Below are 26,425 nucleotides of genomic sequence, written 5' to 3'. Positions count from 1 at the left end.
CTGGTTGTTGTTTCTCCTTTTTTTACACAGAATTCAACTGTAATTTCTTTAAACCGCAAAATACGTAAAGACTGACAGCAATATTGATGTGATCAGCATCGCAGCGAGCGGCAGCATGGCGCGTTCGCGCAAATCCCGCAAGCTGACAGTCAAGCCGAGCCCGACCATCGCAGCCGTCAACAGCCACGTAGTCAATGCCGAAACAAAGTCACGCCACGCCTCCGGAAACGGAACAGAGTGGCCGAAGACATAGCTGCCCAGCACACTCATCAGGATAAAACCAAGAAGAAACCACGGGAATTCAATGGCAGCTTCTGTTTCCTGGTCTTTGTTTTTCCGCTTCATCAGGAAAATGAAGATGAAGCAAAGTGGAACCAACAAAAAGACGCGGCCCAATTTCCCCAGCAACGCCATTGCCAGGCCGTCTTCTCCAGCGGGTGCTCCGGCCAACGCCACATGGGCGATTTCATGGAGGCTGATGCCGACCCACATGCCGTATTCGACGTCGTCAAGCGGCAAAAACGGGCGAAGAATGGTGTAGGAGATGGCGAAGACCGTTCCAACCAGCGCGATGATGCCGACGCCGATGGCTGTGTCTTCATCTTTGGCTTTGATGATCGGGGCGATTGCGGCAATCGCAGCCGCTCCGCAGACCCCTGTTCCGACACCGAGCAGGAGTGAAATGGTCTTGTCTGCTTTAAAACGCTTCGCCAGCCACACCGTCAGCAGGATAGCGAAGGCAATGACCACCATGTCCCTCAGCAATAACCCCAGCCCATCGCTCAGAACGGTGTCAATATTTAATTTGAGTCCATATAGAATGATGGCAACGCGCAATAAGCGCTTTGAAGAAAAAGTGATGCCCGAGCGGATGGCATTCGGGTAGCCGAAAATCTGCCGGTAAAAAACCGCGAGGATGATGGCGCAGGCAAGTTGCCCGACCTGGTCGAAGCCGGGCGCCTGGGCTAATAGATAACCCAGAAATGCCAATAGAAATGTAAAAAGAACACCGCCGATCCAGGCAGTGGCCGGTAAAGTCCATTTGGAATTGGAAGGGGCAGGCTTATTGGTATTTGCAGACATGGGAAGACCTCCTGCAATAAGTATAGAAAAACGCTATACATTAGTAAAATAAGTATCTAATATAGTTATGATAAGTAAAAGGTTATACAAAAAGGAGGGCGAAAATGGATCAGCGTCTGGAAGTATTTATCAAAGTAATCGAAAAAAAGAACTTTTCCAAAGCAGCCGAAGAACTTCATATGACACAGCCGGCCGTCAGCCAGTATATCCGGTCTTTGGAAGAAGCTACGGGTGTCAAATTGCTGGAGCGGACCAATAAATACGTACGGCTGAATAAAGCAGGGGAAATCGTCTACCACCATGCGATTGAAATTAAAGAGCTTTACACAAAAATGAACCATCTTCTCGATGACCTCACGAATAAAGCGAGCGGATCGATCGCCATCGGAGCCAGCTACACATTCGGGGAGTACCTGCTGCCGCAAATAATCGCAGAAGCGAAAGAGCAGTTTCCGGATATCAAGCCGACTGTTACGATCGGCAATACAACCACGATAGCCGGCCTTGTGCTCAGCCACCAATTGGATGTCGGCATCGTCGAAGGACATTTTAAAGGCGTGCAGGAATTGAAGACCGAGCCGTTTGCGGAAGACAGAATGGTCGTAGTCGCATCTGCGGACCATCCATTGGTTCAACGCACCAAACCCATAAAAGTAGAAGAGCTGATTGAAGAAACCTGGATATTGAGGGAACTTGGCTCCGGCACAAGGGAAGCATCAGAAAATGTCTTTAAGGAATTTTCAATAGAACCCAAGTCCCTGATGCATTTTAGCAGCACACAACCGATTAAAGCGATGGTCGAGGCGGGCATGGGCATCAGCCTGGTATCGGAATGGGCAATACAAAAAGAACTGCGCTACGGAGACTTGAAAGTTTTGGATGTAGAAGGGTTGCCTTATACAAGGGATTTTTCAATTGTGACAAGATCTCCGTTCCGGACAAAAGCCCTTTCAGCATTTCTGGAATTGTTGATGAGCCATAAGCAACTGACGGATTTTAAGATTTTATAAAACTTGCGTTATGTTGTTGTTCTTGAGGGTGTGCTTTTACGAGTGATCATTTTCTGTTGAATTTTGTTTGATTGTAAGGTCATGCTCTTTTATATGGTATTATTGGTAAAAAATGAAAATTGGAAATCGCTCTCCAGACTTACAATCGCTAAGAAGGAGGACTATATTGTGGACTGGAATTGGAATAAGACCAGCATCAAGCTTCCTTATTCATATGAAAATTTTAAGGTTCTATTAAAAGCAGTCTGCAGGAAAGAAAATCAATTCAGCCAAGTAGACTTCTGTATGTGGTGCGATAATTTAACGATGGCTTGGGACGAAGACGATTTAGGCGATCAGGATCAATTAGCTTTTCATATTGCACGGGATATTGAAGCACAGTGGGACATGCATTGGAGCGAATTCTATACACAGGAAAAACTGTTGAAAATGGATCTCTCCCAATTGGAATTACCAAATGACTGGTTTGGAAAATGGGCGGCTGAGTTGGACGGGAATAACCAATAGGTTGCATTCACATCGCATATCACGCATTTTGATGAATTGGAATGGGGCAATGACAAGTGGCTGAATTTGAAAGTTATTCTTTTTCTCGGTTGTACAGGGATGAAAATATTGAGTTCTTTTTTATTATTGGAGTAAATGATTCGGATAGTAGAATCTCCATACACTCCTTTTATTCAAAACATCGTCCGCAATGATATTCCTCATCAAATTTCAGAATCCATGACCGAAGAAACCTTATTTGATGATTAATTCAGTTGCCAGTCAAAAATCTCTTTAAAAAGTATAGAAAAAAGCCGATCGCAACCAATTGAATTATTTAGAAGGAGTAAATGTGCATCCAGTATTTCTAGGAATTATCTTATTTTCTTTACTTGTTTCTTCTCTGGCAGGTCTTTGGATTATAAAAACAAAAGCAAATAAATGGACAAGAATTTTGGTGGCCTTTTCTGTAAACGCACTTATCCTTTCGATTGCTTCAGCTTATCTTTACAAATTGGACGTTCAAACTTTTCATAAACAGAAAGAAGGCCTGTTTGATTCAATGGGTTTAGGGAGATTAGTATTTTTCTTTCCGATAAACACATTCATAAATATTCTCGTTATGGAGTTCTTCAAAAATAAAAAAGATTGTATAGGTAATGAGCGGCCAATCTGAACGTAACTTGATCTAAATCCAGTTACATTCAAAAAGCTGGTTTATGAATCTTTTAAGTTGGCTTAATGAAGAATACCTAAACTTATGTAAATAACGCATTATTGGAGGCGCAAGATGAATGGATTTGGGAAAACAATAGTAGGAATATTGATCATCGCTGGCATTCTTTTTGTATTTTTTGGAGGAGCACTTCATATTTTAAATACAGGAGATGTTCATTTAGTTGCCCTCTTTGGTGCAATCATCATTTCGCTGATAATTTTCTTTATTTTCATTACAGAGAACAGAAGCGGCAAAAAAACGGCTATTTGGATTTCTTTAGTTTTAGCGGGTGGAGCAGCCTTCGCAGTTCCTCATTACTATAAAGAAAGTTTCGAGCAAGTGAATGATTCAGAAGTGGACCTCTTTGTCTATGAACCGTTCAAAGAAAGTGAGGACCTGGCAAGATTGGAAGGGAATGCTTCTTTTCAAATAGAAGGGGAAGTGCCGATACTGGATGGGGCAACGGCTCTATACCCTTTATTTGCAGCATTTGCGGAAGCAACTTATCCGGTAGGTGTATATGAACCCTATACAGGTCCGGTCGCTACAACGACAACTCCATCTGCCTATAGCCGGCTCATTGAAGGGAATGTCGATCTGATCTTTGCCGCAGAGCCTTCCAGCGGGCAAATACAGGCAGCAGAAAAAGCTGGCGTTGAACTGCAGATGACGCCCATCGGACGTGAAGCCTTCGTGTTTTTTGTCAATGCACGCAATCCCGTAACTAATTTATCGAGTGCGGATATTCGGCAGATCTATTCAGGTGAATATGGGAATTGGAAAGAGCTTGGCGGGAAAAACGATGAAATCCGTCCTTTCCAGCGGCCTGAAGACAGCGGCAGCCAAACCATGTTCATTAAATTCATGGGTGACACAGAAATCGAAAAACCAGAAACTGAAGAAGTGGCTGAAGGGATGGGCGGTATAATAGAAGAAGTGGCAAGCTACCGGAACTATAAAAATGCAATTGGCTATACTTTCCGGTATTATTCCACCGAGATGGTCCGCAATGAAAAAATCAAATTGCTATCCGTTGATGGCATAGAACCAAGCATCGAAAATATCCGATCAGACAGCTACCCATTGTCTTCTGAATTTTATGCTGTTACGGCCGGAACAGAAAATCCGAACGTGCAGCCATTCATTGATTGGATCCTTTCTGAAGAAGGGCAACTATTAGTGGAAGGTACAGGGTTTGTGCCAGTTCAGTAGTATTTCAATAAAAGAGGGATGGTCCCAGTTCCAGGAGTGAATAAAATAGCAGGAAAAAAATCCACAAACTATTAATTATCAGTCTACTTTGATAAAATAAATTCAACACAAACAACTCCTTTTTTATTGGTTTTTGCGTCAAATCAACCATACAAAAAAGTCCGGGTTGTTTGTATTTTTTTTCTTAAAAAACTTAGTAAGCTTTAGAGCAGAGTTAAGTAGGGACCGAAGGCAAAATGCAAAGGAGACGATCATTTTGCAAAAATACGTGATGGATTTTCAAGAAGTGGAAAAAGGCGATTTGCTGCTGGTGGGCGGAAAAGGCGTGAATTTAGCAGAGCTTGCGAAAGTTCCAGGCGTTCAGGTGCCGGCAGGATTTTGCATTACGACTGCCGCATACAAGCGCATGATTAACGGCAATCCCGCAACTGCGGAATTGATGGAGCGATTGGCAGCGCTTGAATCCACAGATGCAGACGAAATCCGATTGATCAGCGAAAGGCTAAGAGAAGCCATCGGAAGCACGGAGATTCCAGCGGAGATGAAGCAGGAAATCACCGATTCTTTTGAGCAATTGGGAAGCAAGTTCGCCTACGCGGTCCGGTCGAGTGCGACAGCGGAGGATCTGCCGACGGCGTCATTTGCAGGACAACAGGATTCGTTCCTGAATATTCGCGGTGAAGAGCAGCTCTTTGGGCATATCCGCAAATGTTGGGCTTCCTTATTTACGGAACGGGCAGTCGTCTACCGCATCCAAAACGGATTTGACCATCAGAAGGTCCATTTGTCGGTTGTCGTCCAGCAAATGGTTTTTCCTGTGGCTTCAGGAATTTTGTTCACCGCTGACCCGGTCACGTCCAACCGAAAAGTGGTATCGATTGATGCAAGTTTCGGTTTGGGTGAAGCGCTCGTATCGGGCATTGTGTCCGCAGACAATTACAAAGTCCGGGAAGGGCGGATCATCCAAAAAACGGTTTCCGTGAAGAAGATTGCTGTTTATGCAGTGGGAGGCGGAGGCACGGTACAACGGGAAGTTTCTCTCGGACAACGGGAACAGCAAGCGATAACCGATGAGCAGATTCTGGCGCTGGAGCGGATGGGTCGCCAAATTGAAGCGCATTTCGGACAGCCTCAGGACATCGAATGGTGCCTGGCGGATGAGTCGATCTATATTGTGCAAAGCCGGCCGATCACCACCTTGTACCCGCTGCCGGAAACGGGTGACGGAAAGTACCGCCTCTACCTGTCCGTCGGCCATCAGCAGATGATGACCGAGCCGATCAATCCGCTTGGCATGTCATTTTTTGCTTTTCTTTCCGATTACAGCTTGGCGCAAGCCGGTGGACGGCTATTTATGGATTTGTCTCCTGAACTTGCTTCAGTTACTGGGCGGGCGATTATCGTCTCCTCGCTTGGAAGCAACGACCCGCTGATGAAAGATGCATTGACCAATTTTATGAAGCAGAAACCGCCGTTCGCTAAAGGAAAGCGCATGTATAAATTGGGGAACGAACTATTTACTTGGAGCTTTCCGGTGGAACTGTTGAAATTGTATCGAAAAAATGACCCTAGGCTGGCCAGTCAGCTGATCAATTTTAACGAAGCTTCCCTCCGCTCAGTCCAATGGCGCATTCAAACGGTTTCAGGAGATGGATTGTTCGAGTCCATTAAAGAAGACCAAAAACAATTGAAAAAAGAAATTTACAATCAGGAAAGCTTTGGCGCAATCATGGTTGGCATTTACGCAGTCAACTGGCTCAATAAACACATGGAAAAATGGCTGGGGGAAAAGAATGTCGCAGACACCCTTAGCCAATCGGTTGCCCATAACGTGACTTCCGAAATGGGGCTTGAACTCCTGGATGTAGCAGATGTGGTGCGGAATTATCCCGAGGTGCAAGCTTATTTTGAACAGCCCCGGAAAGAAACGTTTTTCGAAGACTTGGGAGAAATGCATGGCGGAGCGGCAGTCAGTACAGCGTTAAGGGAGTATCTTGAAAAATACGGCATGCGTTGTGCTGGTGAAATCGACATTACGAAAACACGGTGGAGTGAAGACCCGACAATTTTGGTTCCTGTTATCTTGGGCAATATCAAAAACTTCGAACCGAATGCGCATGCCGCCAAAGTGGCTGAAGGCAAACGGAGAGCCAAGCAGAAAGAACAGGAATTGCTGGAGCGCCTGGCCAAGCTGCCGAGGGGTGGGAGAAAAATTAAAAAGACCAAGCACATGATCGGTTTGCTGAAAAACTTCCTCGGCTACCGGGAATATCCGAAATTCAATTTTATCAAACGCTATTTTCTTTATAAGCAGGAATTGATGAAAGAAGCTGGATTACTCTATGAAAAAGGGGCAATCCAAACGCCGCAGGATGTTTATTATTTATCATTCGAGGAATTCCGCGATGCCGTCAACGGCAAGAACATAGACCAGCAGGTAATTGAAGAGCGGAAAGCGGCCTACCGCTATTACGAAAAATTAAAAGTGCCAAGATTGATGACTTCAGAAGGCGAAGAGATTTTCGGAAGTTATCAACGGGATAAGTTGCCGAGCGGCGCAATTCCAGGCATCGGGGTGTCGTCCGGTATCATTGAAGGACGGGCGAGGATCGTCATGAAAATGGAGGATGCTCAGATCGAACCTGGGGATATCCTCGTAACAGCTTTTACGGATCCCAGCTGGACGCCGCTATTCATTTCGCTGTCGGGCTTGGTGACGGAAGTGGGCGGCCGGATGACACACGGCGCGGTCATTGCGCGGGAATATGGCCTGCCGGCTGTGGTCGGGGTAGTTAATGCCACAAGCATCATCAAAGATGGGCAAAAGATTCGCATCAACGGTTCTGAAGGCTATGTGGAAGTGTTGGAGTAGCTGAGCTGCAAAACCACTGTTCAAAAATATTAAGCCATATAATAGATAGTGAACGGTTAATGGAAATACAAGCTGCAAGGCGGGGGAAAAAATGACGAACTCTGAAGAACGCCCAACATCAAAGAAAAGAAATGGACAGCTTGTTTCCAAAAACAAAAAAACAAGGATCAAGAAAGTCCTGTTGTATATATTGGTGCTGATCGGCGCAATGGGAGGGGTCTTAATTTTGTTCATCAATCTTCATCCAGGTTTTGGCAGTAACCCGAGCAAAGAACAAGAAGAAGCATACAAGGCCTTTGATAACTACGAAGATGGGAAATTTGTCTACCAGCCTTCAACAATGGAAACGGTCAGCGTGGAAATTCCTCCCAAAACCCCAGAACCCGATTCAGCGGATAAAGAAAAGCAGCCGACTGGACAAATTTCCGTCTCTGAAATTGATTGGAATAAAATCAATGACAGCGAAGATAGTCTGACCTGGCTTGGCCATTCAGCTTTTATCCTGAGCCTGGATGATAACAAAATCCTGATTGATCCCATGCTGGGTCCCACTGCTTCTCCTGTTTCCTTTATAGGGCCAAAACGCTATAGTGAAGATTTCCTGGAGATTATAGAAGAAATGCCGCCTATCGATGCAGTCTTCATCACACATGACCATTATGACCATCTGGATTATCAGTCCATAAAAAAACTGAAGAGCAAGGTCGGTCACTTTTTTGTCCCTTATGGCGTCAGCAGCCATTTGATCCACTGGGGTGTTGCAAAAGAGAAAATCACCGAATTGAATTGGTGGGATGAAACCGAATTCCAAGAATTGACTGTGGTTTTAACACCTGCCAACCATTTCTCGGGCAGAGGGATTTTGAATCGAAACTCGACTCTTTGGGGAGGCTGGGTCATCCTGGGAGAACAAACCCGCTTCTATACCAGTGGAGACGGTGGATACGGTGCGCATTTTAAGGAAATTGGTGATAACTACGGACCTTTTGATATTGCTTTAATCGAAGGCGGCCAGTATGATGAACGCTGGCCCGACTCTCACATGCTTCCGGAAGAATCCGTACAGGCCCATGTCGATGTACAGGGCAAACAAATGATGTTGACCCACTGGGGCGCCTTTACGCTGGCGCGGCATGGTTGGACAGAGCCGATAGAACGGGCATCAAAAGCGGCAAAGGAAAATGGTGTGAATCTCATGGCTCCCCGAATCGGTGAAACTGTTCAACTGGATGGAAACATGCCTGTCCCTGCTTCAACCTGGTGGGAATGAAAGTCCCGCAACCATTCTGGGGTGAAATTGATAATGCATTTATGTTATAAATGAACAGGTATCTAGATACTGCGGCGAACTTGAGCTTTAGGTTTTGCCGAAACGGATTGAAAGGATGATTTTTTGTTTGATTTAGAAAATTTTAACTGGGAAGGCCTGCTTTTGGGAGCGGGAGTGATTGCGGCACAAGTAATCGGTATTCTGATCGCCTTTGTTATTGTAAAGGCAATCGGGAACAAACTGATCAAGCGGTTTTTCGCTAAGTTGACGGGCAAAGGCGACGTCACGAAAGGCCGGGCCCTGACGCTGCAGACTTTATCGGAAAATGTTTTTTCTTACGTACTGATTTTTATCCTTGTTGCCACGATATTCAACATATTCGGCCTATCGGTGGCCAGCCTGATTGCAGGTGCCGGCATTGTCGGCTTGGCAATCGGTTTCGGAGCTCAGGGCCTCGTCAGCGACGTGGTCACTGGGTTCTTCCTGTTGCTTGAAAAGCAGATAGATGTCAATGACTATGTCACTGTCGGAAGCATCGACGGCATCGTTGAATCGGTCGGCTTGCGGACCACCCAACTCCGCAGTTTCGACGGCACGCTGAATTACATTCCGAACCGGGACATCACGACTGTCAGCAATCATTCACGCGGCAATATGCAGGCGCTCGTGGATATTGGTGTGTCTTACGATCAAGACATCGATAAAGCGATTGTTGTTCTCCAAGCAGCGTGTGAAAAGGCTGCTGCAGAAAATGAAATGATCATTGAAGGTCCCGATGTTATCGGTGTACAGGCGTTCGGTGCGTCCGATGTCACACTAAGGATCATCGCCAAAGCCAAGAACGGAGAGCAATGGGCAGTGGAGCGCCATTTGCGGAAAGCCATCAAGGAAGCTCTGGATGCAAATGACATTGAAATCCCGTTTCCCCATCAGGTCAATATCCATAAAAATAGCAAAGTGCAGGAATAGTAACTGGATGAAAATCAGTGAATGCGAAGTGCTGTACAGCAAGTCGGCGAAGCTGCTTTCGTGAATCGTCAGTTTGAATCCATAAGCATTTTCAGAATATGAATCAAGAAAGAGGCAGTCGGAACAGTTCCGACTGCCTCTTCTTTGTTCATAACATCCAACTTGTCTTTCAAAACAGTACGTCCGGCTACATGGCACCCTTTTTCCGTTGTGTCATCAAGAGGAAAATGAAATAAGGCGCACCGACAGCGGCTGTCCAGACACCAGCGGGAACTTCCAGCGGTGCAAAGGCTACACGCCCGATCAAATCGGCGATAAGCACCAACAAAGCGCCGATCCCCGCTGAAAACAGCACCATCTTCTGGAATTGGGGTCCGACGATTCTTCTGGCAATATGCGGAGCCAGAAGTCCGACAAATCCAATTCCACCGGCAAATGCCACCGCGACACCCGTCAAGCCTGTGCTGATCAGCAGTAAGAAGAATCGATTCCGCTGAACGCGGGAGCCCACCCCCAACGCGATATCATCCCCAAGTTCCAATATGTTCATTTGTCTTCGCAGTAGAAGAGAAACGACAATCAGCAATAGAGTCCATGGCATCAATACGTAGACTTGGGACCAATTAGCTCCGTAGATGCTGCCGGTTGTCCAAACGGTTGCCTGGCTGGCTCTGTAAATTGGGCCCAACAGCATCCATACAGTGGTTCCGGCTTGCATAAATGCGGAAATGGCAATGCCGATCAATAATAGCCGGAACGGAGCCAGTCCGTTTTTCCATGAAAGGGAAAAGACCAGTAAAGCTGTGATGGTTGCTCCTAAGAAAGCCGCTAAGGGCAGCCATTGAATACTTACGGTCAGCGAATTGTTTGCATCTGAAAACAGACTCAAAAATAAGACGACTGAAAACGATGCCCCGGCTGTGATTCCGATAATATCAGGGGAAGCCAGTGAATTTTTTGTGATGCCTTGGAGAATCGCCCCGGAAACCGCAAGTGACATTCCGACAAACAGAGCCATTACAATACGCGGTAGCCGAAAATCCACTACTATCGTTTGATTAAACTCTTCTCCAAATCCGAATAGCGCCTTAACGACGTTCATTGGAGACAAAATAAATTCACCTGAACCGGCCGAAAAAATCATCAGGATGAAGACGGCCAGAAAAACAAGGATGGTAGCAGGAATAGGATAACGTGTAAAATCGATTTTTCTGAAATAGTTCATCTCTTAAAACCCCATCTTTCTGCGTGCCACATAGATAAAGAACGGAACTCCGATTAAGGCAGTCATCACGCCGACAGGCAATTCCTGGGGCATTAGTAGATAGCGGCTGCCAATATCCGCAAGCAGTAAAAGAACTGCGCCGCCCATTGCGGAATATGGAAGAATCCACCGATGATCAAGCCCGACCAAAGAACGGATGAGGTGGGGAATGACGATTCCCACAAAACCGATAGGACCGGCAACTGAGACTGCGGCACCGGCCAGTATTACTGCACATACGCTGAAGAAAACTTTAGTCCACAACGTCTTTTGGCCGAGTCCGGTTGCGATATCGTCTCCAATGCTTAAGACATTCAGTTCTTTCGCACGGAAAAATGCCAGTAGTAAGGCAATAATTATGTAGGGGAGAGCAGTCGTCAATAAATTCAACGGCCGATTGGCAACAGAGCCGGCCATCCAGAACAATACTTGATCAAGTGCATTTTCATTCACTACAAGAAGACCTTGTGTGAAGGATGCAAAGAGAGCGGAAATGGCAGCTCCGGCTAACACTAATTTAATGGGAGTCAGACCTTCCCTTCCCGTTGTGCTTATCACAAAAACCAGCAAAAATGAAAAAGCGGCCCCGGCAAAACTCAGCCACATATAGGACTGCAGACTTTGGACGGAAAAGAATACGACACCCGCCACCACAAAAAAACTGGCGCCTGAATTTACGCCGAGAATGCTCGGGGAAGATAACTGATTTCGCGTGACCGATTGCATGATCGCGCCCGAAACACCTAAGCAAGCCCCAACAAATGCGGCGATTAAAGCGCGGGGAAACCGAACATCGCGAATGATTAGATGTTCGTTGGAATTTGATGGATGGAAAAAAGCCATGTAAGCATCTTTCCATCCCGTATCGGTATAACCGTAAACCATGCTGGCGCATATGAGCAGCAAAATGCAAGAAATGCCTAGGGCAACGCCAACAAAACGGGAAGAATCGGTAAGCAGCATAAGTAAAACCTCGGATTTTTTATTTTTTCAAAAATTTGTTGACAAACAAAATCCTAGCATATAGGCTACAGGATGTAAATGATTATCATTCTCAATAACGAAGGGCAGGAATAATTATGAAGAAGATAGGTGTACTAATGATAGCTTGTCTGCTGATTTTATTGGCGGCATGCGGGAAGACAGAAAGCACTAAAGAAGCCGATGCAAAAACGGCTGACAAAGAAAGCTACACCGTCAGCCATGCAATGGGTGAAACGACGATTGAAGGGGATCCACAGCGGGTAGTTGTTTTGACGAATGAAGGGATTGAAGCTGTTTTGGCGATGGGCATTACTCCGGTCGGAGCGGTAGAGGCTTTTACAGGAGATCAATGGTATGGCCATCTTGCGGATCAACTGCAAGATACAAAATCGGTTGGCAAGGAAAGCGAACCTTCGCTGGAAGCAATTGCTGCGTTAAAACCGGATCTGATCATCGGAAATAAGATGAGACAGGAAAAAGTCTATGATCAATTGAGTCAGATTGCTCCCACAGTATTTGCTGAAACTTTGCGTGGCGATTGGCAGGAAAACTTCAAGCTGTATTCAAAAGCAATCAATAAAGAAGAAGACGGAAATGGCAAGCTGGCTGCTTACAATCAGCGGCTAGAAGACATGAAGGCTTCGTTAGGTACTCAAACACAACAAGAGGTCTCTATGGTCCGCTTTATGGCGGGGGATGTCCGTATTTACCATAAAGACTCTTTCTCTGGCGTCATACTGGAACAACTCGGCTTTGCGCGGCCTGTTGAACAGGATGTGGAAGATTTTGCGGAAAAAGGTGTCACGAAAGAACGGATTCCTGCTATGGATGGAGATATCCTGTTCTACTTCACTTATGATACAGGTGATGACGAAGCAACAAAATTAGAAGATGAATGGATCAATGATCCGTTATTCCAGAACCTTGAAGTTGCAAAAGCAAACAAAGTCTTTAAAGTGGATGATGTCATCTGGAATACAGCCGGTGGATATTTAGCCGCTGATCTTATGCTCGATGACTTAGAAACTTATTTTGAATAAGAATCAAATAGTAGAGAACCCACTTCAATCGGTTAAAGCCGTCAGAGTGGGTTCTTTTTTTGCTTTCTGTTGCATTTAATGGGGATTTGGCTAGTCGGATGAAGTAAAAGATATTCTTTTTAAGAATTTTGTCGATAAATGCAGCTATTATGTCATGAAATCCTCTTTTTCATCAAATAAATAGGCGGATGGATTCGATAGTATCTACTTTCTATCGAGGAGCTTCTGTATATTTCTCTTTCGTAGATCGTTTTACTGGTGGGAGAAGACGATATGCTCATTTTCGCCAAATCAATTGACATTGATAATCATTATCACTAGTATGAACCGTGTTGATAAGCGTTATCAATTAGAAAGAGGGTTGTTTTGGAGTGAATCATCTTTTATTGGAAAGAAAAAGTGAAACTGAAGTGAAAAGAACATTGGAAAAAGAAAATCCGGAAATGGCTAAGGTGTTTGTAAGAAACCTTCCGAATGCAAGAAAACGGGTGCTCCATCAACTCATTCAAGCGATTGTAAGGGAAAACTTCCTTCCTGTATCGTGGCATGGAGAAGGAATAGAGAGACATGTGGCAATATCCGTTCCGAGCGGTGGCCACTTAACTGTACCTGTTATCAAAAAGTATCTTCTGGGCCATATAGAAATCGGTGGGAATGCTCTTTACCAGAAAGATGGAACTGCCAGAGAAATAGATCATCCGGCAGACTTGGCCCAGCTTCTTAAACTCCAGCAAAAAGATAATTTGTTTATAGAGGAACTGGAAAACTCGGTCGTCAATTCTGCTTTGGCCCTAACTGGAGCAGAATCCAGACGGCAAAAACTAGATTGGCAAGGAGATGTCTTTTCTTTTCTGATTGCAGAAAAGAAAAAAAATACCGGTTTCAGCCCGTTGGTTTTTGGAGAGCAATGGGTCATCGACGGCCATACACTTCATCCCTGCACCAAGACAAAATTGGGATTATCCGCGATGGAAGTGATAAAGTACTCTCCGGAATGGGAAGGCACTGCAGGATTAATCCCGGTTGCCGTCCAGCGAGGCCATACGTTTATGAATGGTTTGGAAGAAAACAACATGACGCAGATTTTATTGGAGGAATATCCTCAGTTGGCAATAGAATTCAAGGGTCAGCTCCCTGAATGCGGGAAAGCTTACGACTTGATCCCTGTCCATCCCTGGCAATTGAAACACACCATTAAAACATTTTTCCAGAAAGAAATCGATCAGGCCATCATCATTCCATTGGCGAACATACATATTTCCGCTGACGCTCTTTTGTCCTTCAGATCGCTGGCTCCAAGCGGAAGTCAGGTACGGCACCATATAAAAACGGCAGTCAACGTTCAGATGACAAGTGCCAAGAGAACGGTTTCACCGACTTCGATTAGAAATGGCCCAACGATCTCAATGGTATTAAAGAAAATTGAAGCCTTGGAACCGGTCATTCGCAAGTCCTTTCAATTTTTACCGGAAAGTGCCGGTGGCCATTATCTTCCTGAGCCAACTAAGAACTCCGCATTCCTGATGAAGAACTTATCGGCGCTTTTGAGAGAAAATCCTGAAAAGAACTTAAGCGGAGAAGAACTGGCAGTGCCGGCTGCTTTGTTAATCAGCCGCTCCCCATTCTCCGGGAAGCTCATTCTATTGGAACTTGTGGAACGCTATAGCCAAACCCGTAAAATCCCTCTGCAGGAGGCTGCTCTCCAATATATGGCCATCTATGCAGAATTGCTGCTCCCCGGATTGATGACCCTAATTTCGAAATACGGCATCAGTCTGGAAGCCCATCTTCAAAATACAGTGCCTGTGTTCGACGATGGTGTACCAGTTCGATTGCTGTTCAGAGACAATGGGGGCATACGGATTAAAGAAGAACGGTTCAGCCAATTCGAATGGGGCTGCACAATTGATGATGATACCAATCTTTTAACCCGGGATGACCAGGACCTGTTTAATCTGTTTTCCCATGCACTTCTTCACAATCATCTGGGAGAAATGATTTTCTTTCTTTCAAAAGAGTTGCAGATTGAGGAAGAGATAGTATGGGCACCAGTAAAAGACGTAGTCTATTCCACAATTTCGGAACTGAAAAGACAAGACGGGTGCAAAGAAGCTGTTTCGCTACTGGAAGAGAAACTTTCTGCACCATTTGCACCATTAAAAGCTTTAGTGAAAATGAGGCTGACCGACCAATTTACAGAAAACATGTATACCTTGGTGGCGAATCCGTTACACGTAGCAAAAGAAAGGGTGTAAGGAATGGTTTATAGCGCAGCAAAAAAAGAGCTGTCGAAAGAGCTGCAGGTTGACGAAAAGAAATGCCTGGATTATCTGCAGCACCATCAGCCACATCTGGTTCCTGAATACCTCAATCACTTGAAAACAGGAAGAACCGCGATCTTGCATAAATTAGCGGCGGCTTTACTGAGAGAAGATGTTGGAGGGCTGTATTCAAATTCAACCCGGATGAAAAAAATGGGTGCCGTATTTATCGTGGGCTTGGAAGCGGTAGACAATGCAAAGGAAATGCTAATTCGTCAGCTGTCAGAATGCAGGTTGCGGGAGGGGCTTACGTATTTCATTTTCTTTTTAGAAGAAGGGTTGTTGGTTTTTCCAGTCGAAAAGCAATATGGATTCAGGAGGGTTGGTTTGACAGACGACATCCTCCACATTGCGAAAGAAAAAGTGGCAGTAGTGGAGACCGCAAGCGATTTACTTTTCTTTTTGGAGACATTGCTGCCCAGCCAGAGTGGTACTCTGCAGAGCGAACTCGAAAACGGCACAGCCAATTACACCTTGGCCCTTTCCATTCAAGAGCAGTGGAAAAGCGAAATAAGATTTGAAGCGGAAAAGTTCAATGCGGACTCCTGCATTCAATATGCCCTGGCTAAAAAAGACAGAAATCCATCATGGAGTTCGAGTTTGTTTTTTGAACAATTTGCAGTGGAAGGACATAATCTCCATCCTGGTTCAAAAGCGAAGACAGGAATGGCGCCAAAGGATGTTTTTTCGTTGTCGCCTGAGTTTCGCCAGAACCTCTCTGTTTGTTTTGTGGCCGTCAGAAAGGAAAACATGGTCTCCACTGAAATTTCTACTAACTTTATTGAAACAGCGTTTCCCGAAATTATGGAATCCTACCGGCAGAAAATGGCGGAGCAAGGGTTGGAAACGGATGATTACTGCGTACTTCCCGCTCATGAATGGCAATACCACAATGTAATTCCGGATTTGTATGCTGAAGAAATTAAATCGAGGATCATCGTGCTGCTGACTGGACTGGCCATACAAGGCGCAGCATCGTCATCATTTCGAACCATTTGGCCCGAACTTTCTGGAAAACCAGCCCTCAAGTTAGCGGTCAACAGCCAAATGACCTCTACCGTGCGGTCCATTTCACAGCAAACAGCAATGAACTCAGTGGAATTTACAAAAATGATGGAATCCATTATGGCAAAAGAAGCTTCTTTGAAGAACTTTTTGCCCATCAATGAAGTTGCAGGCTATAGTTTTCTTTCGGAAAACCAAGAGCGTTCCAGAAATTTAACCGTTGTCGCCAGAGAAAACTTTGATGAAAAATTGAATCCGGGGGAAGTTGCCATACCGGGATGCAGTTTATATAATTTGTCGCCGATTACCGGAAAAGCAATTCTTGCTGAAATTATAGACGAATATTGCTGCCATGCTCAATGCGATAAGAAAGAAGGCGGAGCCAGCTTTCTTGAAGACTACCTGTCCATAGTGATTCCCGGCTACTTAACATTACTGGTGAAATATGGAGTGGCATTGGAAGGGCATTTACAGAATAGCGTCCCGGTATTTAAAGACGGCAAATTGGTCCGTTTTTACTTCAGGGATTGGGGAGGAGCGAGGATCTGCAAGAGTCGCCTCAACCAACAAGGAATTGAAATCGACTTTTATCCGGAGTCGGTTTCCATAACTTCAGATGAACAGGAAATGCGCGATAAATCCTTCTATACGGTTTTTCAAAATCATATAGGGGAAATAATTGTGCAGGTAAGCCGGTGCACCAATAGTGAGGAAGGCAGTCTGTGGAAAAAAGTTCGAGAAGCTTGTGACAAGGTTTTTGATGAACTCCATCTCCAAGGTGTGGAAAGCGCACGAAAAGACGCAGCAAACTTATTCGAACCGTTTATTAAGCACAAAGCGTTGATCAGCATGCGTCTGCATCCAGATAGCGGCTATCTCTACAGCGCTGTTCCAAACCCATTGGCATGAGAAGAGAAATAAAGAAATGACCGGGAAAAATTTCTACGCTGCAGCCGATTCATTTGCTTTGAAATCAACTAATTTCCGGACGTTCCTGTATGGAAGCTTCCTGACTAGATTGACAGACTGGATGGATATGACCATTTTGAACTGGGTGGTATACGAATGGACCAATTCGCCATTAATGCTGGCCCTGTTGAATGCAAGCCGACTTTTGCCGGTCTTTGTTTTCAGCTTTCCGGCTGGCATCCTGGCAGATCGATTCGATAAAAGAAAAATCCTGTTTGCAAACTATGTCCTTTTATTTCTGGCAACTATATGGATTGCTTATTTGCTGCAGAAGGAAAGTGGAATCTATTTATTGTTAGTGGCTGTAACGCTACGGTCATGTCTAATGACCGCAGAAGTTCCTGTGCGTAATGCCTATTTGTCTGATTTGGTCCCTCAAACGATGTTGGCAAGTGCGATATCGATACAAACCACCAGCATCAATTTAGCCAGAATGATAGGTCCTGCCGCCGCCGGAATACTTCTTGTTCATTTTAGCCCGGGGGTGTTGATGTTTGGCGTATCCGGAGGTGCACTTTTTGTCCTCTTGTCATTATGGAACCTAACACCTGCCATTCAGCAGAGGATGGCTGTCCAGCGCAAGAAAACAAAACAGCCATTGAAGGAAACCTTGCACTATATTAAACTTCATCCAAAAGTATTGTCTATTTTGCTCATCGCCATCGCTCCGATGATTTTTGGGTTTCCTTATACGACTATGCTTCCGCTATTCTCAAAGGAACTTCTTCAGATGGGCCCGGATGGTTTTGGCTTGCTGCTGTCTGTGTCGTCTGTCGGGGCAGTCGCGGCTACCGTACTGTTATCGATTAAACAACCGAAAAGACCTGAACGGGTCATGGTTGTTTCGGCTTTCCTCTTTGGATTGGGACTCTTTTTCTTTATCCTGCTGAATGATAGTTTCCAACTGGCCCTTTTCTTCATGTTTTTGATCGGATTGGCGAGCCAATATTATCGGACGCTCAGCAGAGTGATTCTTCAGCTGAACGTGGATGAAAGGTATAGAGGCAGAGTATTAAGCATTGCTTTGATGGACCGGGGCTATATCCCTTTGGGGGCACTGATCATAGGAGGGATCGCTAGTGTGGGAGGGGTTTTTTCAGCCGGATTGTTCATGGGAATCGGCTGTTGCCTTTCAACTCTCCTTATTGCTTTGTGGAGAAAAGACTTGTGGAGTGAACAGAAATGAGGGGGAAAAGATGGTGGCCGTCCAAGAAGGTTTAAAGAATATCAATCAGTTGATCGAAAAATTGGCAGCAACCAGAAAACAGCATGAGCCATTTTGCGCTTATATCTATAATCTGAAACAGCTTAGGCTGCATGCTACTGCTATGAAGGAATCCCTGCCGCCTTTTTGCCGGTTATTTTATGCAATGAAGGCAAACCCGGATAAACGGATTTTAAAAGTGCTTGATGAAATAGTAGACGGCTTTGAAGTGGCTTCTGCAGGGGAAATGCAAAGTGCAACAGAAGTTTCCACAAAGCCCCTAATATTCGGGGGTCCTGCCAAAAAAGATTATGAACTTGAACTGATGGCAAAAAAAGGCATTGAACACATCAATATCGAAAGCTTCCATGATGTAAACAGGCTGCAATATTTTGCGGAAGCAGCTGATGAAAAAATACCCGTGATTGTTCGGGTCAATTTACAGGACGATGTATCAAACAGCTATCTGAAAATGTCTGGAGTCCCTTCACAGTTTGGCGTTGCGGAAGAAGACATTCCAAGGCTTTTGAAAAAGCTGCTTCTGGCACCGAATCTGGTTTTAAAAGGCTTCCATTTTCATGCGATGTCCAACAACCTAGATGCCGAAAGTCATTTGAATTTCATTGAATTATGCATCAAGAAAGCGATGGCCTGGAAAAAGGAAGTTGAAATTCCTTCATTGGTCGTCAATGTAGGCGGCGGGATCGGGATAAACTACCAGAACCCGGATGCGCCTTTTGACTGGAGAGTGTTGTCCGAGGGACTTCAACAGCTTTATGACGTGCACAAGCACGATCAAGTGGAGTTGATACTTGAAATAGGCCGTTATCTGGTGGCGCAATGTGGTTTTTATGCAGCCGAAGTCCTTGATTTAAAGGTGAATCATGGTGAGGGGTTTGCATTGATTCGAGGGGGCACGCATCACTTCCGGCTTCCGGCTGCCTGGAAAATGAGCCACCCCTTTACCATCCTCCGAATGGACAAATGGCTTTTTCCATTCGAACGGCCGACTATGAAAAATCAAGATGTGACTATTGCAGGGGAGCTTTGTACACCCAATGATGTATTGGCAAAAAATGTCCGGGTAAAAGAAATAAGGGCAGGCGATGTTGTTGTTTTCGAACTTGCTGGCGCCTATGGATGGACCATCTCTCATCATGATTTTTTATCCCATCCACATCCGGAAGTTTCCTATTTTGAGTGATGCGGATGGGATTTTTAAATAGAAGAAAAGAGTTACGCTATTCCAAGTGATCCTGGATTTTCGAAGAGAGTCAATTCGACGGCTGTTCCAGGAATTCTTCTCTAATATTACAGTAGTCTTTCATTGTCATTAAATAAACAAATATACACATAACAAAGATTCAGCTGGGTAAGCATAGGGAAGTAAGACATTCTGTAAGTGAAAAAGGAGGAATTTCGAATGAAAAAATCACTTTTTAAATTTACAGCACCTGCCTTAGCAGTCGGTCTTGCATTCTCCGTTCATAACGGTGTCTCAGCGGCGGACAATAAACCTGAAGCACTAGAGAATAAGAGTGAATTCAATCATGAGATTACAAAAAGCTCGGATGTCTCCCGTAGCCTGGCGCCTGTTCACAAGAAGTTGCTTGCAAGTTCAGAAGTGTTGAACAGAATGGGAGCTGGATTGGCAGGTCAAGAAACCTTGACAGCTGAAGAATTTGTTCATTATCAAGAACAAGTGGATTCGATATACGGGAGGATGGGAGCGGCTGCGAATCAGTTAGAAGCCGTAACGAAAAGATTTGATAAAAACTCCATTGAAGTGATTGAAGCTGAAGCAGCCATCAGTTCAACAGTGCACGCTGCTGAATTGACGGAAGCGTATTTAAGCACACTTGAAGTAGAAGAGGAAATTCCGGAGCTTGAGGGATCCGAAGAGCCGGCTGCTCCATAATCATGCAGAACAATTTAATTTTGCGAATGCACAATGATCTGCCCCTATCCTTAATTGGAATAGGGGCTTTTAAATTTTCCTTTTTATTTCTCGCCTTCGTTATAATTGCGAAACTATTCTCTTGAATCTTACGTCTTTTCGTTTTTTCTTGGCTTCTACTCCAGATGATCATGGATAAGCCAATCTCTCAACATCCGATTAAATTGCTGTGCTTGTTGAACAGGCCAAGCGTGCTGCGCGCCGGGGATTAAGCATCCGCTTGCACCGGGTATCAATTGCGGCGCAATCTCAATGGATTTGACGATGCCACGAGATTCTTTGTCTCCCGCCACAAATAAACAGGGTACGGCAATAGCCCCATAGGTTTCGTCCAGCCGAAACCGCATGATTTCTTTCCAGATGGTTTCATAGGTTTCACGCGTTAACAGCCGATAGTTGGCGATGAATTCAGCTGTTTTTTCATGGGGCAAGTGGTAGTATTCACGGGCTGCTTTAGTTAGGTACTGGTCATTCTGTATCCCGCGCTGAACTAGCCGTGATTGTACGTTGAGGAAGAATTGAAAATGCATGGGCTCGACGGTAATGCCACTGATAAAGGTGCTGAGAATTTTTTCAGGGTACTGCTTCGCCAACTCCAAGGCGACATGGCCCCCCAATGAAATCCCCACCACATGGACCGTTCGGTTTCTAATCACCTGCTGCGCAATCAACTCCGTCGTATCGGCTAAACTGATCCAAGGTGTGGACACACTTTTTCCGTGTCCGGGTAAATCTGCCAAAATGATTGGGAAATCCGAAAAAGCCGCTTCTTGCTGCCACCACATCCAGCGGCTTGCACCCAGGCCATGGATAAAGAGAATCGGTTCGTTTCCGCTGGATTCCGTCTCCGTGTAATCAATCATGTTAACATCTCCTTCGAAGGTTGCCCATGCATACATGAAAGGGAAGAGAAGACGTGTTTTAAGCAGCACCTTTTCTGCCTCTCCTTAAAAGTATACATTCATGGACGGTGTTTGTATAAGAACTCCGATTGAGCAGAAATAAGTTACAATATACAATAAAGGAAGTAAACTGAAAAAAAGAAATTTGATGCGAGAGGGATGGAGACGATTGAAAACCGAGCCAACATTTCCAAACACAGTAAAGACAGTGGAAGAACTTCGGGAACTCACCGGACAGCCGAGTGAACTCGTGCGCAATAAAGTCATTTCCTACGTGGACGGACATTGCAGGGATTTTATCGCGAACTCACCGTTTCTGACAATGGCAACAGCAGATGGCTCCGGCTTTTGCGATGTGTCTCCCCGGGGAGACGCTCCCGGTTTTGTGCACGTGCTTAACGAAAGCCAGTTGATCATTCCCGAAAGGCCCGGGAACAAGCGGATGGATTCCATGCAGAATATCTTATCCAATCCGGCTATCGGTTTGCTGTTTTTCATCCCGGGACTGGGTGAGACTCTGCGCATCAATGGAAAAGCCAGCGTCATCTGCGATGAAGAACTGTTGGAGAAAATGGCGGTTGAAGGAAAAAGGCCGCTCCTCGGAATCGGCATTGATGTGGAGGAATGCTTTATTCATTGCGCCAAGGCGTTCCGGCGGTCGGGACTGTGGAGCCCTGAGACCTGGGCAGAAAAAGAGGACCTTCCAAAAGGGGCGAAAATCTTAGCGGCCCATGCCAAATTGCCGAATGTGGACGAAGAGGCGATCGGAAAACTTCTGGCGAAGAGCTATCGGGATACCTTGTATTAAAAAGAAAAGGACAAGAAAGGGAGAATCATGACAGAAAGCAGTGGGATTCGCATTACACGGAAATTGAAGGCCATGTTCCTTGCCTCATTTATTTTTTCCATGGCATGGGCTTATTGGGAAATCAAAACAGATGAAGAAATCGTCTACCATTTAGGCAGTCATTTCTACAATATGACGTTAATTTACTTTTTCTACATTGGCTTCTTTGGGCTGACTTATGGGATCTTGGCATCTTTTGTGGTTGAGTCTTTCCAGCGGAAATGGTTTCACCGGGCAGACTGGTTGTACGTCCTGCTCCTTGGCGGCTGCGGTTCTGCCATCGGGTTGCTTTTCCCATTCCAAACTTTTATAGTTGCTGGAATATTGGTCGCTGTCCTCTACGGCGTTATCGATAAATGGCTGTTGAACAGATGGCTGCAGGAGAAGCGGAACAAAGCGCTTTTCGTTGCTCCAGTTTTAGCCTACTTGTTGCTGGGAGGATTGTTTGTGTTGACATCGCCGCCCCTGCCTCCAGTTACAGCAGAGGATGCGGTCGAATTTGCTACATATAATGATGACACAAAAACTGATGATTTCCCGAATAGAGCGGGAACTTGGAAAGGCACAGTGGATGGATATGAGGTGGTGCGGACAACGGCTGTCGAACAAATGGAGAAAAACATTTACCTTGTGATCTTTACGGAGAAGTGGCAAAAAGGGGCGGAGAAGGGGACCTGGATGACTTCCTATCGAGTGGATCGCGGAAGCATAACGCTGCATGATCAACTAGGGGACAGCGCACCCTTTGACTTGATAGAACCAATCGATTGAATGCGGGGCTTAGAAGTGTCCGGAAATACTGGAGCAGGTGGAATGGAGCAAGAAATCCACTTATAAGTTCTGAATATTGACAATATTAAGAACTTATAATAGTATGACTGTGAATTGATATACTGTTGCCAATCCAAAACGAGGGCTCTCCAAAGAAGGATTCCGAGGAGGATATCACATGAAACCGTTAATTGTCTATTATTCCCATTCAGGGAACAACGAGAAATTGGCACTAGAACTGCGGGACAGGATGAACTGTGATATGTACGAAATCAAAGAGAAAAAGAAGCGGAAAAATCTTTCCATTTTGTTCGATGTTTTGACGAAACGAAATTCACGCCTGGCTCCGCTTGATTTTGATGTAAGCGGGTACGGGCCAGTTATTCTGCTGGCGCCTATATGGGCAGGGAAAATTGCTGCGCCGATGCGGACATTCATCAAAATGGAAAAGGATAAGTTAACCGATTATTCCTTTATCACCCTATGCAGTGGAGCGGCCGGGCAGCGGGAAAAAATAGCGGCTGAACTTGCTGCCCTTACAACACAAAAACCGGCGGCGGTAGCAGAGCTGTGGGTCAACAACCTGCTTCCTGAAGAACAGCGCAATAAGATCAAATACGCGACAAATTTCCGTGTTGAAAAGCAGCATATGAAGCAATTTGATGAAGAGATCACGTTTTTTATTGAAGTGTCCCTGCATGCCAAAAAAGAACCCGTGCCTATTTGAAAAGTAAGAAAAGCGAAAGTCCAATGCCTGAACAATCAAAGAAGCCCAGTCTGCTTGATCGACAAGCGGACTGGGCTTCTTTTAGAGTTCAAAAGTAGAAGTTCTATTTCTTCACGTTTCCGCTCTTTTTATCCTATGATTTTCTCGGATTTTTCTCTTCTGACAACCAATACGTCACAGGGGCTGCTTCTGACAATATGCTGAGATACGCTTCCCATCACATAATGTTCAAATGCATTCAATCCTTGGGCTCCACAGACAACAAGATCGGCTTCCAACCGTTTGGCATAATCATGTGCAATGACCTTTTTAGGGGAACCGGGGGTGATGAAGACATTCACTTCAGAAACGCCGGCTTCCTGCGCTTCCTTTTTGTATTTTTGAAGAAGCTCTTTCCCATCCTCAAAAACTTCCTCATCGATATCGGGCACGTGTTTTGTCATAGTCGTATAGGCTCGGGTATCCACTACATGAAGTAAATTCAATATGGCATTATTTTGTTTAGCCATGCCAATCGCCTTTTTAAATGCCAATTCAGCTTCATGTGACCCATCTACTGCTACCAAAATACGATTGTATTCAAGTGTCATGCTTATTCCTCCTCAAATTTTCATTCCTCTACTAGGTTAAATTCTCCAGAACTCTTCAAAACCCTTTCTTTTTAGTTTCAATATTCAAATATTTTAAATCAATTTGCTCCATTGTCGCATCAGTTAAGCCAAAAGCGAAGAGGATGAGCTCTTTTTCTCTTAAAGAAAAGGAGCTAGCGGCAAAGCGGCGGGTTGTTTCCGTTCCCCACAAATATTTGCGTAAGTCGTATCGGTTGTTTCTGAGGGATAGTAGCGATACGCTTAGGAACGAACATACCCCCAGGGGTTTAAAAGAGGCGAGGTGGACCAGCGAAATGACTGAAAAGAGATTCAATCCGGAAAAAGCGGAAGTTTTGTACAGCGAAGCACGTCGAGTTATGCTGCCCGCAGAAAAAGTGATAGCGTATTTAAATTTGCATTCGGAAGATACGGTAGCCGACTTGGGAGCTGGGAATGGGTACTTTACAATTCCTTTGGCTAAAAAAACTGAAAACCAGGTCTATGCAGTTGATATTGAACCGAAAATGTTGGCATTGTTGAGGGAACTTGCAGGAAAAGAAGAAATAGCCAACATCCGGTATATCCAAAGTGATTTGGAAAATATTCAACTAAAAGACCAAACCGTGGATAAAGTGGTTGCTGCATTTGTCATTCATGAAGTCCCGGATATGCCCAAGGCTCTCAGCGAAGCCAGAAGAATCTTGAAATCCGGGGGAACATTGCTGGTGGTTGAATGGGAAGCGGTCCCGACACCAATCGGCCCACCGCTGGAAGACAAAATCTCTTCTCAGGAAATGGCGAAGCTGCTTGAGCAGGGCGGATTCCAGACAGAAGTGATTCACTTGAATGAAAGTCATTACGCGATCATCGCGAAACCTGTATAAGGAAAGGATGAAACCATGAGACTACTGTGGAGTTCGTTATGACCAGCCCAAAAATTTGCGTTCCTGGCAGGAATCGCGTTTCTGTTTTTCATTTTATTCGATAAGTTTCAATGAAAGGCTTCAGGTGCAACCAGTTCACCTGGAAAGTTACTGGAAAAAATAAGTTGGCAAGAAAAAGAGAGGGGAACTATAAATGTTTAATTACACAGTTGAAACATCAAAAAGTAGAGACGAGGCCGTTCGGACGCTCGAAGAGAAGTTGAAGGAAGAAAAGTTTGGGGTCTTGTGGAATTTTGACCTGACTGCAAAACTCCAGGAAAAAGGAACCGATTTTGATACGCCATTCACGATTCTAGAAGTCTGCAACCCGCATGAGGCAAATCGGGTTCTATCAGAAGATTTGCTAGCAGGGTATTTCCTGCCGTGTAAAATTGTAGTCTATGAAGAAAACGGCAAAACCAAAATTGGAATGCCAAAACCAAGTGCATTGGTTGAAATGGTCCAAAACGATCACATCAAAAAAATCGCCTTTGAGATAGAAGAGCGATTGATTGGATGCATCGACAAGTCTGTCTAGCATCTGAGGGTTCTGTTTTCCAAGTACAATACACGGGCAAGCAATGGCTATGTTCACTAGCTCCATGCACGCCATTTGTGAAACCGTCGAAACGATAGAAGGAGGCAGCCGCTGGCTGCCTCCTTTTTTTACAGAAGAAAGCACGTGAAATGTGAATTCCGCTCTTGTATTTTCGGAAAAAAGGAGTATCATCCTTTAATAGATGTTCAATATCCATAATGGATGTTTAAAGTAGATGAAGAAGAGGTGCTAATTATGCAATTGACAAAAGGGGTAGAGCAAGCTGTTTGCATCATCGTCCTGCTGGCTACTCAAGAAAGCAGCGCGCCGCTCGCATCGGATGAAATCAGCAAGCGGCTCAGGGTCTCGCCTTCGTACATGAAGAAAATCATCAGAAAATTGGTCGTCCAGGGAATTGCAGTCTCGGTTTCTGGAAACAACGGAGGCGTGTCACTTGCCAAGCCCACTGCAGAGATTACGCTGCTCGATGTTATTGAAGCAATGGAAGGGCCGATTCAATTGTATCCAGACTCCGGGTTGATCAGCCTTGCGTTTCAAGACGGAAAATATGCACAAAAAGGGCAGGAACTTCTTCGGAAGGTTTTTTCACAAGGAGATCGCTTGTTGATCGAGTATTTTTCAAATGTGACCGCGGCTGATCTTTTGAAAGAAGGATTGGGAACATCGAATGTCCCGACTTTAAACTGGAACCGGGAAACCTTAAGCGATGTAATTGACAAAGAACGGAATGATGACAAGTGAA

At 45.0% G+C, this 26,425-nt stretch carries 24 protein-coding genes; 19 read left to right on the top strand and 5 right to left on the bottom strand.

Annotation, left to right across the window (positions count from 1 at the left end; all coding sequences use genetic code 11):
* Positions 1-48 precede the first annotated feature (48 nt).
* Positions 49-1,083, bottom strand: coding sequence for a YeiH family protein (locus AC1MEO_RS04185; RefSeq protein WP_480334539.1), 1,035 nt, complete (start codon positions 1,081-1,083; stop codon positions 49-51).
* Between the two features lie 104 nt (positions 1,084-1,187).
* Between AC1MEO_RS04185 and AC1MEO_RS04180 the strand changes: the two genes are divergently transcribed.
* The 7 genes from AC1MEO_RS04180 (at position 1,188) to AC1MEO_RS04150 (ending at position 9,620) form a co-directional block, all read left to right on the top strand.
* Positions 1,188-2,093: a LysR family transcriptional regulator gene (locus AC1MEO_RS04180; RefSeq protein ID WP_480334538.1), complete on the top strand. Its 906-nt coding sequence runs from the start codon at positions 1,188-1,190 to the stop codon at positions 2,091-2,093.
* A 168-nt stretch (positions 2,094-2,261) separates the two neighbouring features.
* Positions 2,262-2,600, top strand: coding sequence for a hypothetical protein (locus AC1MEO_RS04175; RefSeq protein ID WP_480334537.1), 339 nt, complete (start codon positions 2,262-2,264; stop codon positions 2,598-2,600).
* 331 nt (positions 2,601-2,931) lie between these two features.
* The gene (locus tag AC1MEO_RS04170) at positions 2,932-3,255 is read left to right on the top strand and encodes a hypothetical protein (protein ID WP_480334535.1); all 324 of its coding nucleotides are present in this window, start codon (positions 2,932-2,934) and stop codon (positions 3,253-3,255) included.
* A 114-nt stretch (positions 3,256-3,369) separates the two neighbouring features.
* Entirely contained in the window at positions 3,370-4,509 is a 1,140-nt protein-coding gene (locus AC1MEO_RS04165; RefSeq protein ID WP_480334534.1) for a PstS family phosphate ABC transporter substrate-binding protein, read from the top strand.
* Between the two features lie 256 nt (positions 4,510-4,765).
* Complete coding sequence (gene ppsA / locus AC1MEO_RS04160; protein WP_480334533.1) at positions 4,766-7,381, top strand: phosphoenolpyruvate synthase; 2,616 nt, start codon at positions 4,766-4,768, stop codon at positions 7,379-7,381.
* A gap of 208 nt (positions 7,382-7,589) precedes the next feature.
* A complete protein-coding gene (locus AC1MEO_RS04155; protein WP_480336016.1) occupies positions 7,590-8,651 on the top strand; it encodes an MBL fold metallo-hydrolase in 1,062 nt (353 codons plus the stop codon).
* Positions 8,652-8,774: 123 nt separating this feature from the next.
* The gene (locus tag AC1MEO_RS04150; protein ID WP_480334532.1) at positions 8,775-9,620 is read left to right on the top strand and encodes a mechanosensitive ion channel family protein; all 846 of its coding nucleotides are present in this window, start codon (positions 8,775-8,777) and stop codon (positions 9,618-9,620) included.
* A gap of 187 nt (positions 9,621-9,807) precedes the next feature.
* On the opposite strand, the gene AC1MEO_RS04145 is transcribed toward AC1MEO_RS04150, so the two are convergent.
* Both AC1MEO_RS04145 and AC1MEO_RS04140 read right to left on the bottom strand, forming a co-directional pair.
* The gene (locus AC1MEO_RS04145; RefSeq protein ID WP_480334531.1) at positions 9,808-10,845 is read right to left on the bottom strand and encodes a FecCD family ABC transporter permease; all 1,038 of its coding nucleotides are present in this window, start codon (positions 10,843-10,845) and stop codon (positions 9,808-9,810) included.
* A gap of 3 nt (positions 10,846-10,848) precedes the next feature.
* A complete protein-coding gene (locus tag AC1MEO_RS04140; RefSeq protein ID WP_480334530.1) occupies positions 10,849-11,847 on the bottom strand; it encodes a FecCD family ABC transporter permease in 999 nt (332 codons plus the stop codon).
* A gap of 116 nt (positions 11,848-11,963) precedes the next feature.
* On the opposite strand from AC1MEO_RS04140, the gene AC1MEO_RS04135 reads away from it, so the two are divergent.
* From AC1MEO_RS04135 to AC1MEO_RS04110, 6 genes are all read left to right on the top strand, one after another.
* A complete protein-coding gene (locus AC1MEO_RS04135) occupies positions 11,964-12,908 on the top strand; it encodes an ABC transporter substrate-binding protein (RefSeq protein ID WP_480334529.1) in 945 nt (314 codons plus the stop codon).
* Positions 12,909-13,318: 410 nt separating this feature from the next.
* A complete protein-coding gene (locus tag AC1MEO_RS04130) occupies positions 13,319-15,163 on the top strand; it encodes an IucA/IucC family protein (protein ID WP_480334528.1) in 1,845 nt (614 codons plus the stop codon).
* A 3-nt stretch (positions 15,164-15,166) separates the two neighbouring features.
* Positions 15,167-17,143 carry an IucA/IucC family protein gene (locus AC1MEO_RS04125; RefSeq protein ID WP_480334527.1) on the top strand — a complete coding sequence of 659 codons (1,977 nt, stop codon included), beginning with the start codon at positions 15,167-15,169 and terminating at the stop codon, positions 17,141-17,143.
* A gap of 16 nt (positions 17,144-17,159) precedes the next feature.
* A complete protein-coding gene (locus AC1MEO_RS04120) occupies positions 17,160-18,389 on the top strand; it encodes an MFS transporter (RefSeq protein ID WP_480334526.1) in 1,230 nt (409 codons plus the stop codon).
* 10 nt (positions 18,390-18,399) lie between these two features.
* A complete protein-coding gene (locus AC1MEO_RS04115) occupies positions 18,400-19,611 on the top strand; it encodes a type III PLP-dependent enzyme (RefSeq protein ID WP_480334524.1) in 1,212 nt (403 codons plus the stop codon).
* A gap of 219 nt (positions 19,612-19,830) precedes the next feature.
* Positions 19,831-20,325 (top strand): hypothetical protein, encoded by a 495-nt coding sequence (locus tag AC1MEO_RS04110; protein WP_480334523.1) that lies wholly within the window; start codon positions 19,831-19,833, stop codon positions 20,323-20,325.
* A 155-nt stretch (positions 20,326-20,480) separates the two neighbouring features.
* On the opposite strand, the gene AC1MEO_RS04105 is transcribed toward AC1MEO_RS04110, so the two are convergent.
* Complete coding sequence (locus AC1MEO_RS04105) at positions 20,481-21,227, bottom strand: alpha/beta fold hydrolase (protein ID WP_480334521.1); 747 nt, start codon at positions 21,225-21,227, stop codon at positions 20,481-20,483.
* Positions 21,228-21,435: 208 nt separating this feature from the next.
* On the opposite strand from AC1MEO_RS04105, the gene AC1MEO_RS04100 reads away from it, so the two are divergent.
* The 3 genes from AC1MEO_RS04100 (at position 21,436) to AC1MEO_RS04090 (ending at position 23,611) form a co-directional block, all read left to right on the top strand.
* The gene (locus AC1MEO_RS04100) at positions 21,436-22,074 is read left to right on the top strand and encodes a pyridoxamine 5'-phosphate oxidase family protein (protein WP_480334520.1); all 639 of its coding nucleotides are present in this window, start codon (positions 21,436-21,438) and stop codon (positions 22,072-22,074) included.
* 27 nt (positions 22,075-22,101) lie between these two features.
* Complete coding sequence (locus tag AC1MEO_RS04095; protein WP_480334519.1) at positions 22,102-22,884, top strand: hypothetical protein; 783 nt, start codon at positions 22,102-22,104, stop codon at positions 22,882-22,884.
* A 178-nt stretch (positions 22,885-23,062) separates the two neighbouring features.
* Positions 23,063-23,611, top strand: coding sequence for a flavodoxin family protein (locus AC1MEO_RS04090; RefSeq protein ID WP_480334518.1), 549 nt, complete (start codon positions 23,063-23,065; stop codon positions 23,609-23,611).
* A 128-nt stretch (positions 23,612-23,739) separates the two neighbouring features.
* Here AC1MEO_RS04090 and AC1MEO_RS04085 read toward each other — a convergent pair whose 3' ends face one another.
* Positions 23,740-24,201 (bottom strand): universal stress protein, encoded by a 462-nt coding sequence (locus tag AC1MEO_RS04085; protein ID WP_480334516.1) that lies wholly within the window; start codon positions 24,199-24,201, stop codon positions 23,740-23,742.
* A 314-nt stretch (positions 24,202-24,515) separates the two neighbouring features.
* Between AC1MEO_RS04085 and AC1MEO_RS04080 the strand changes: the two genes are divergently transcribed.
* The 3 genes from AC1MEO_RS04080 to AC1MEO_RS04070 all read left to right on the top strand — a co-directional run bounded on the left by AC1MEO_RS04080 (position 24,516) and on the right by AC1MEO_RS04070 (position 26,424).
* Complete coding sequence (locus AC1MEO_RS04080; RefSeq protein ID WP_480334515.1) at positions 24,516-25,085, top strand: class I SAM-dependent methyltransferase; 570 nt, start codon at positions 24,516-24,518, stop codon at positions 25,083-25,085.
* Positions 25,086-25,278: 193 nt separating this feature from the next.
* Entirely contained in the window at positions 25,279-25,662 is a 384-nt protein-coding gene (locus AC1MEO_RS04075) for a DUF302 domain-containing protein (protein ID WP_480334514.1), read from the top strand.
* Between the two features lie 255 nt (positions 25,663-25,917).
* Positions 25,918-26,424, top strand: coding sequence for an RrF2 family transcriptional regulator (locus AC1MEO_RS04070; protein WP_480334512.1), 507 nt, complete (start codon positions 25,918-25,920; stop codon positions 26,422-26,424).
* The last annotated feature ends 1 nt before the right edge of the window (position 26,425 follow it).

This window comes from Planococcus sp. BI3 (assembly GCF_056680115.1).
This window is presented reverse-complemented; position numbering and strand designations above follow the sequence as displayed.

Bases quoted from the DNA above. Each gene is read 5' to 3' on its own strand.
- AC1MEO_RS04145 (WP_480334531.1), bottom strand. From the start codon at position 10,845: ATGAACTATTTCAGAAAAATCGATTTTACACGTTATCCTATTCCTGCT.
- AC1MEO_RS04140 (WP_480334530.1), bottom strand. From the start codon at position 11,847: ATGCTGCTTACCGATTCTTCCCGTTTTGTTGGCGTTGCCCTAGGCATT.
- AC1MEO_RS04105 (WP_480334521.1), bottom strand. From the start codon at position 21,227: ATGATTGATTACACGGAGACGGAATCCAGCGGAAACGAACCGATTCTC.
- AC1MEO_RS04185 (WP_480334539.1), bottom strand. From the start codon at position 1,083: ATGTCTGCAAATACCAATAAGCCTGCCCCTTCCAATTCCAAATGGACT.
- AC1MEO_RS04080 (WP_480334515.1), top strand. From the start codon at position 24,516: ATGACTGAAAAGAGATTCAATCCGGAAAAAGCGGAAGTTTTGTACAGC.
- AC1MEO_RS04155 (WP_480336016.1), top strand. From the start codon at position 7,590: ATGGGAGGGGTCTTAATTTTGTTCATCAATCTTCATCCAGGTTTTGGC.
- AC1MEO_RS04115 (WP_480334524.1), top strand. From the start codon at position 18,400: ATGGTGGCCGTCCAAGAAGGTTTAAAGAATATCAATCAGTTGATCGAA.
- AC1MEO_RS04090 (WP_480334518.1), top strand. From the start codon at position 23,063: ATGAAACCGTTAATTGTCTATTATTCCCATTCAGGGAACAACGAGAAA.
- AC1MEO_RS04110 (WP_480334523.1), top strand. From the start codon at position 19,831: ATGAAAAAATCACTTTTTAAATTTACAGCACCTGCCTTAGCAGTCGGT.
- AC1MEO_RS04095 (WP_480334519.1), top strand. From the start codon at position 22,102: ATGACAGAAAGCAGTGGGATTCGCATTACACGGAAATTGAAGGCCATG.
- AC1MEO_RS04120 (WP_480334526.1), top strand. From the start codon at position 17,160: ATGACCGGGAAAAATTTCTACGCTGCAGCCGATTCATTTGCTTTGAAA.
- AC1MEO_RS04085 (WP_480334516.1), bottom strand. From the start codon at position 24,201: ATGACACTTGAATACAATCGTATTTTGGTAGCAGTAGATGGGTCACAT.
- AC1MEO_RS04135 (WP_480334529.1), top strand. From the start codon at position 11,964: ATGAAGAAGATAGGTGTACTAATGATAGCTTGTCTGCTGATTTTATTG.
- AC1MEO_RS04180 (WP_480334538.1), top strand. From the start codon at position 1,188: ATGGATCAGCGTCTGGAAGTATTTATCAAAGTAATCGAAAAAAAGAAC.
- AC1MEO_RS04165 (WP_480334534.1), top strand. From the start codon at position 3,370: ATGAATGGATTTGGGAAAACAATAGTAGGAATATTGATCATCGCTGGC.
- AC1MEO_RS04125 (WP_480334527.1), top strand. From the start codon at position 15,167: ATGGTTTATAGCGCAGCAAAAAAAGAGCTGTCGAAAGAGCTGCAGGTT.
- AC1MEO_RS04070 (WP_480334512.1), top strand. From the start codon at position 25,918: ATGCAATTGACAAAAGGGGTAGAGCAAGCTGTTTGCATCATCGTCCTG.
- AC1MEO_RS04075 (WP_480334514.1), top strand. From the start codon at position 25,279: ATGTTTAATTACACAGTTGAAACATCAAAAAGTAGAGACGAGGCCGTT.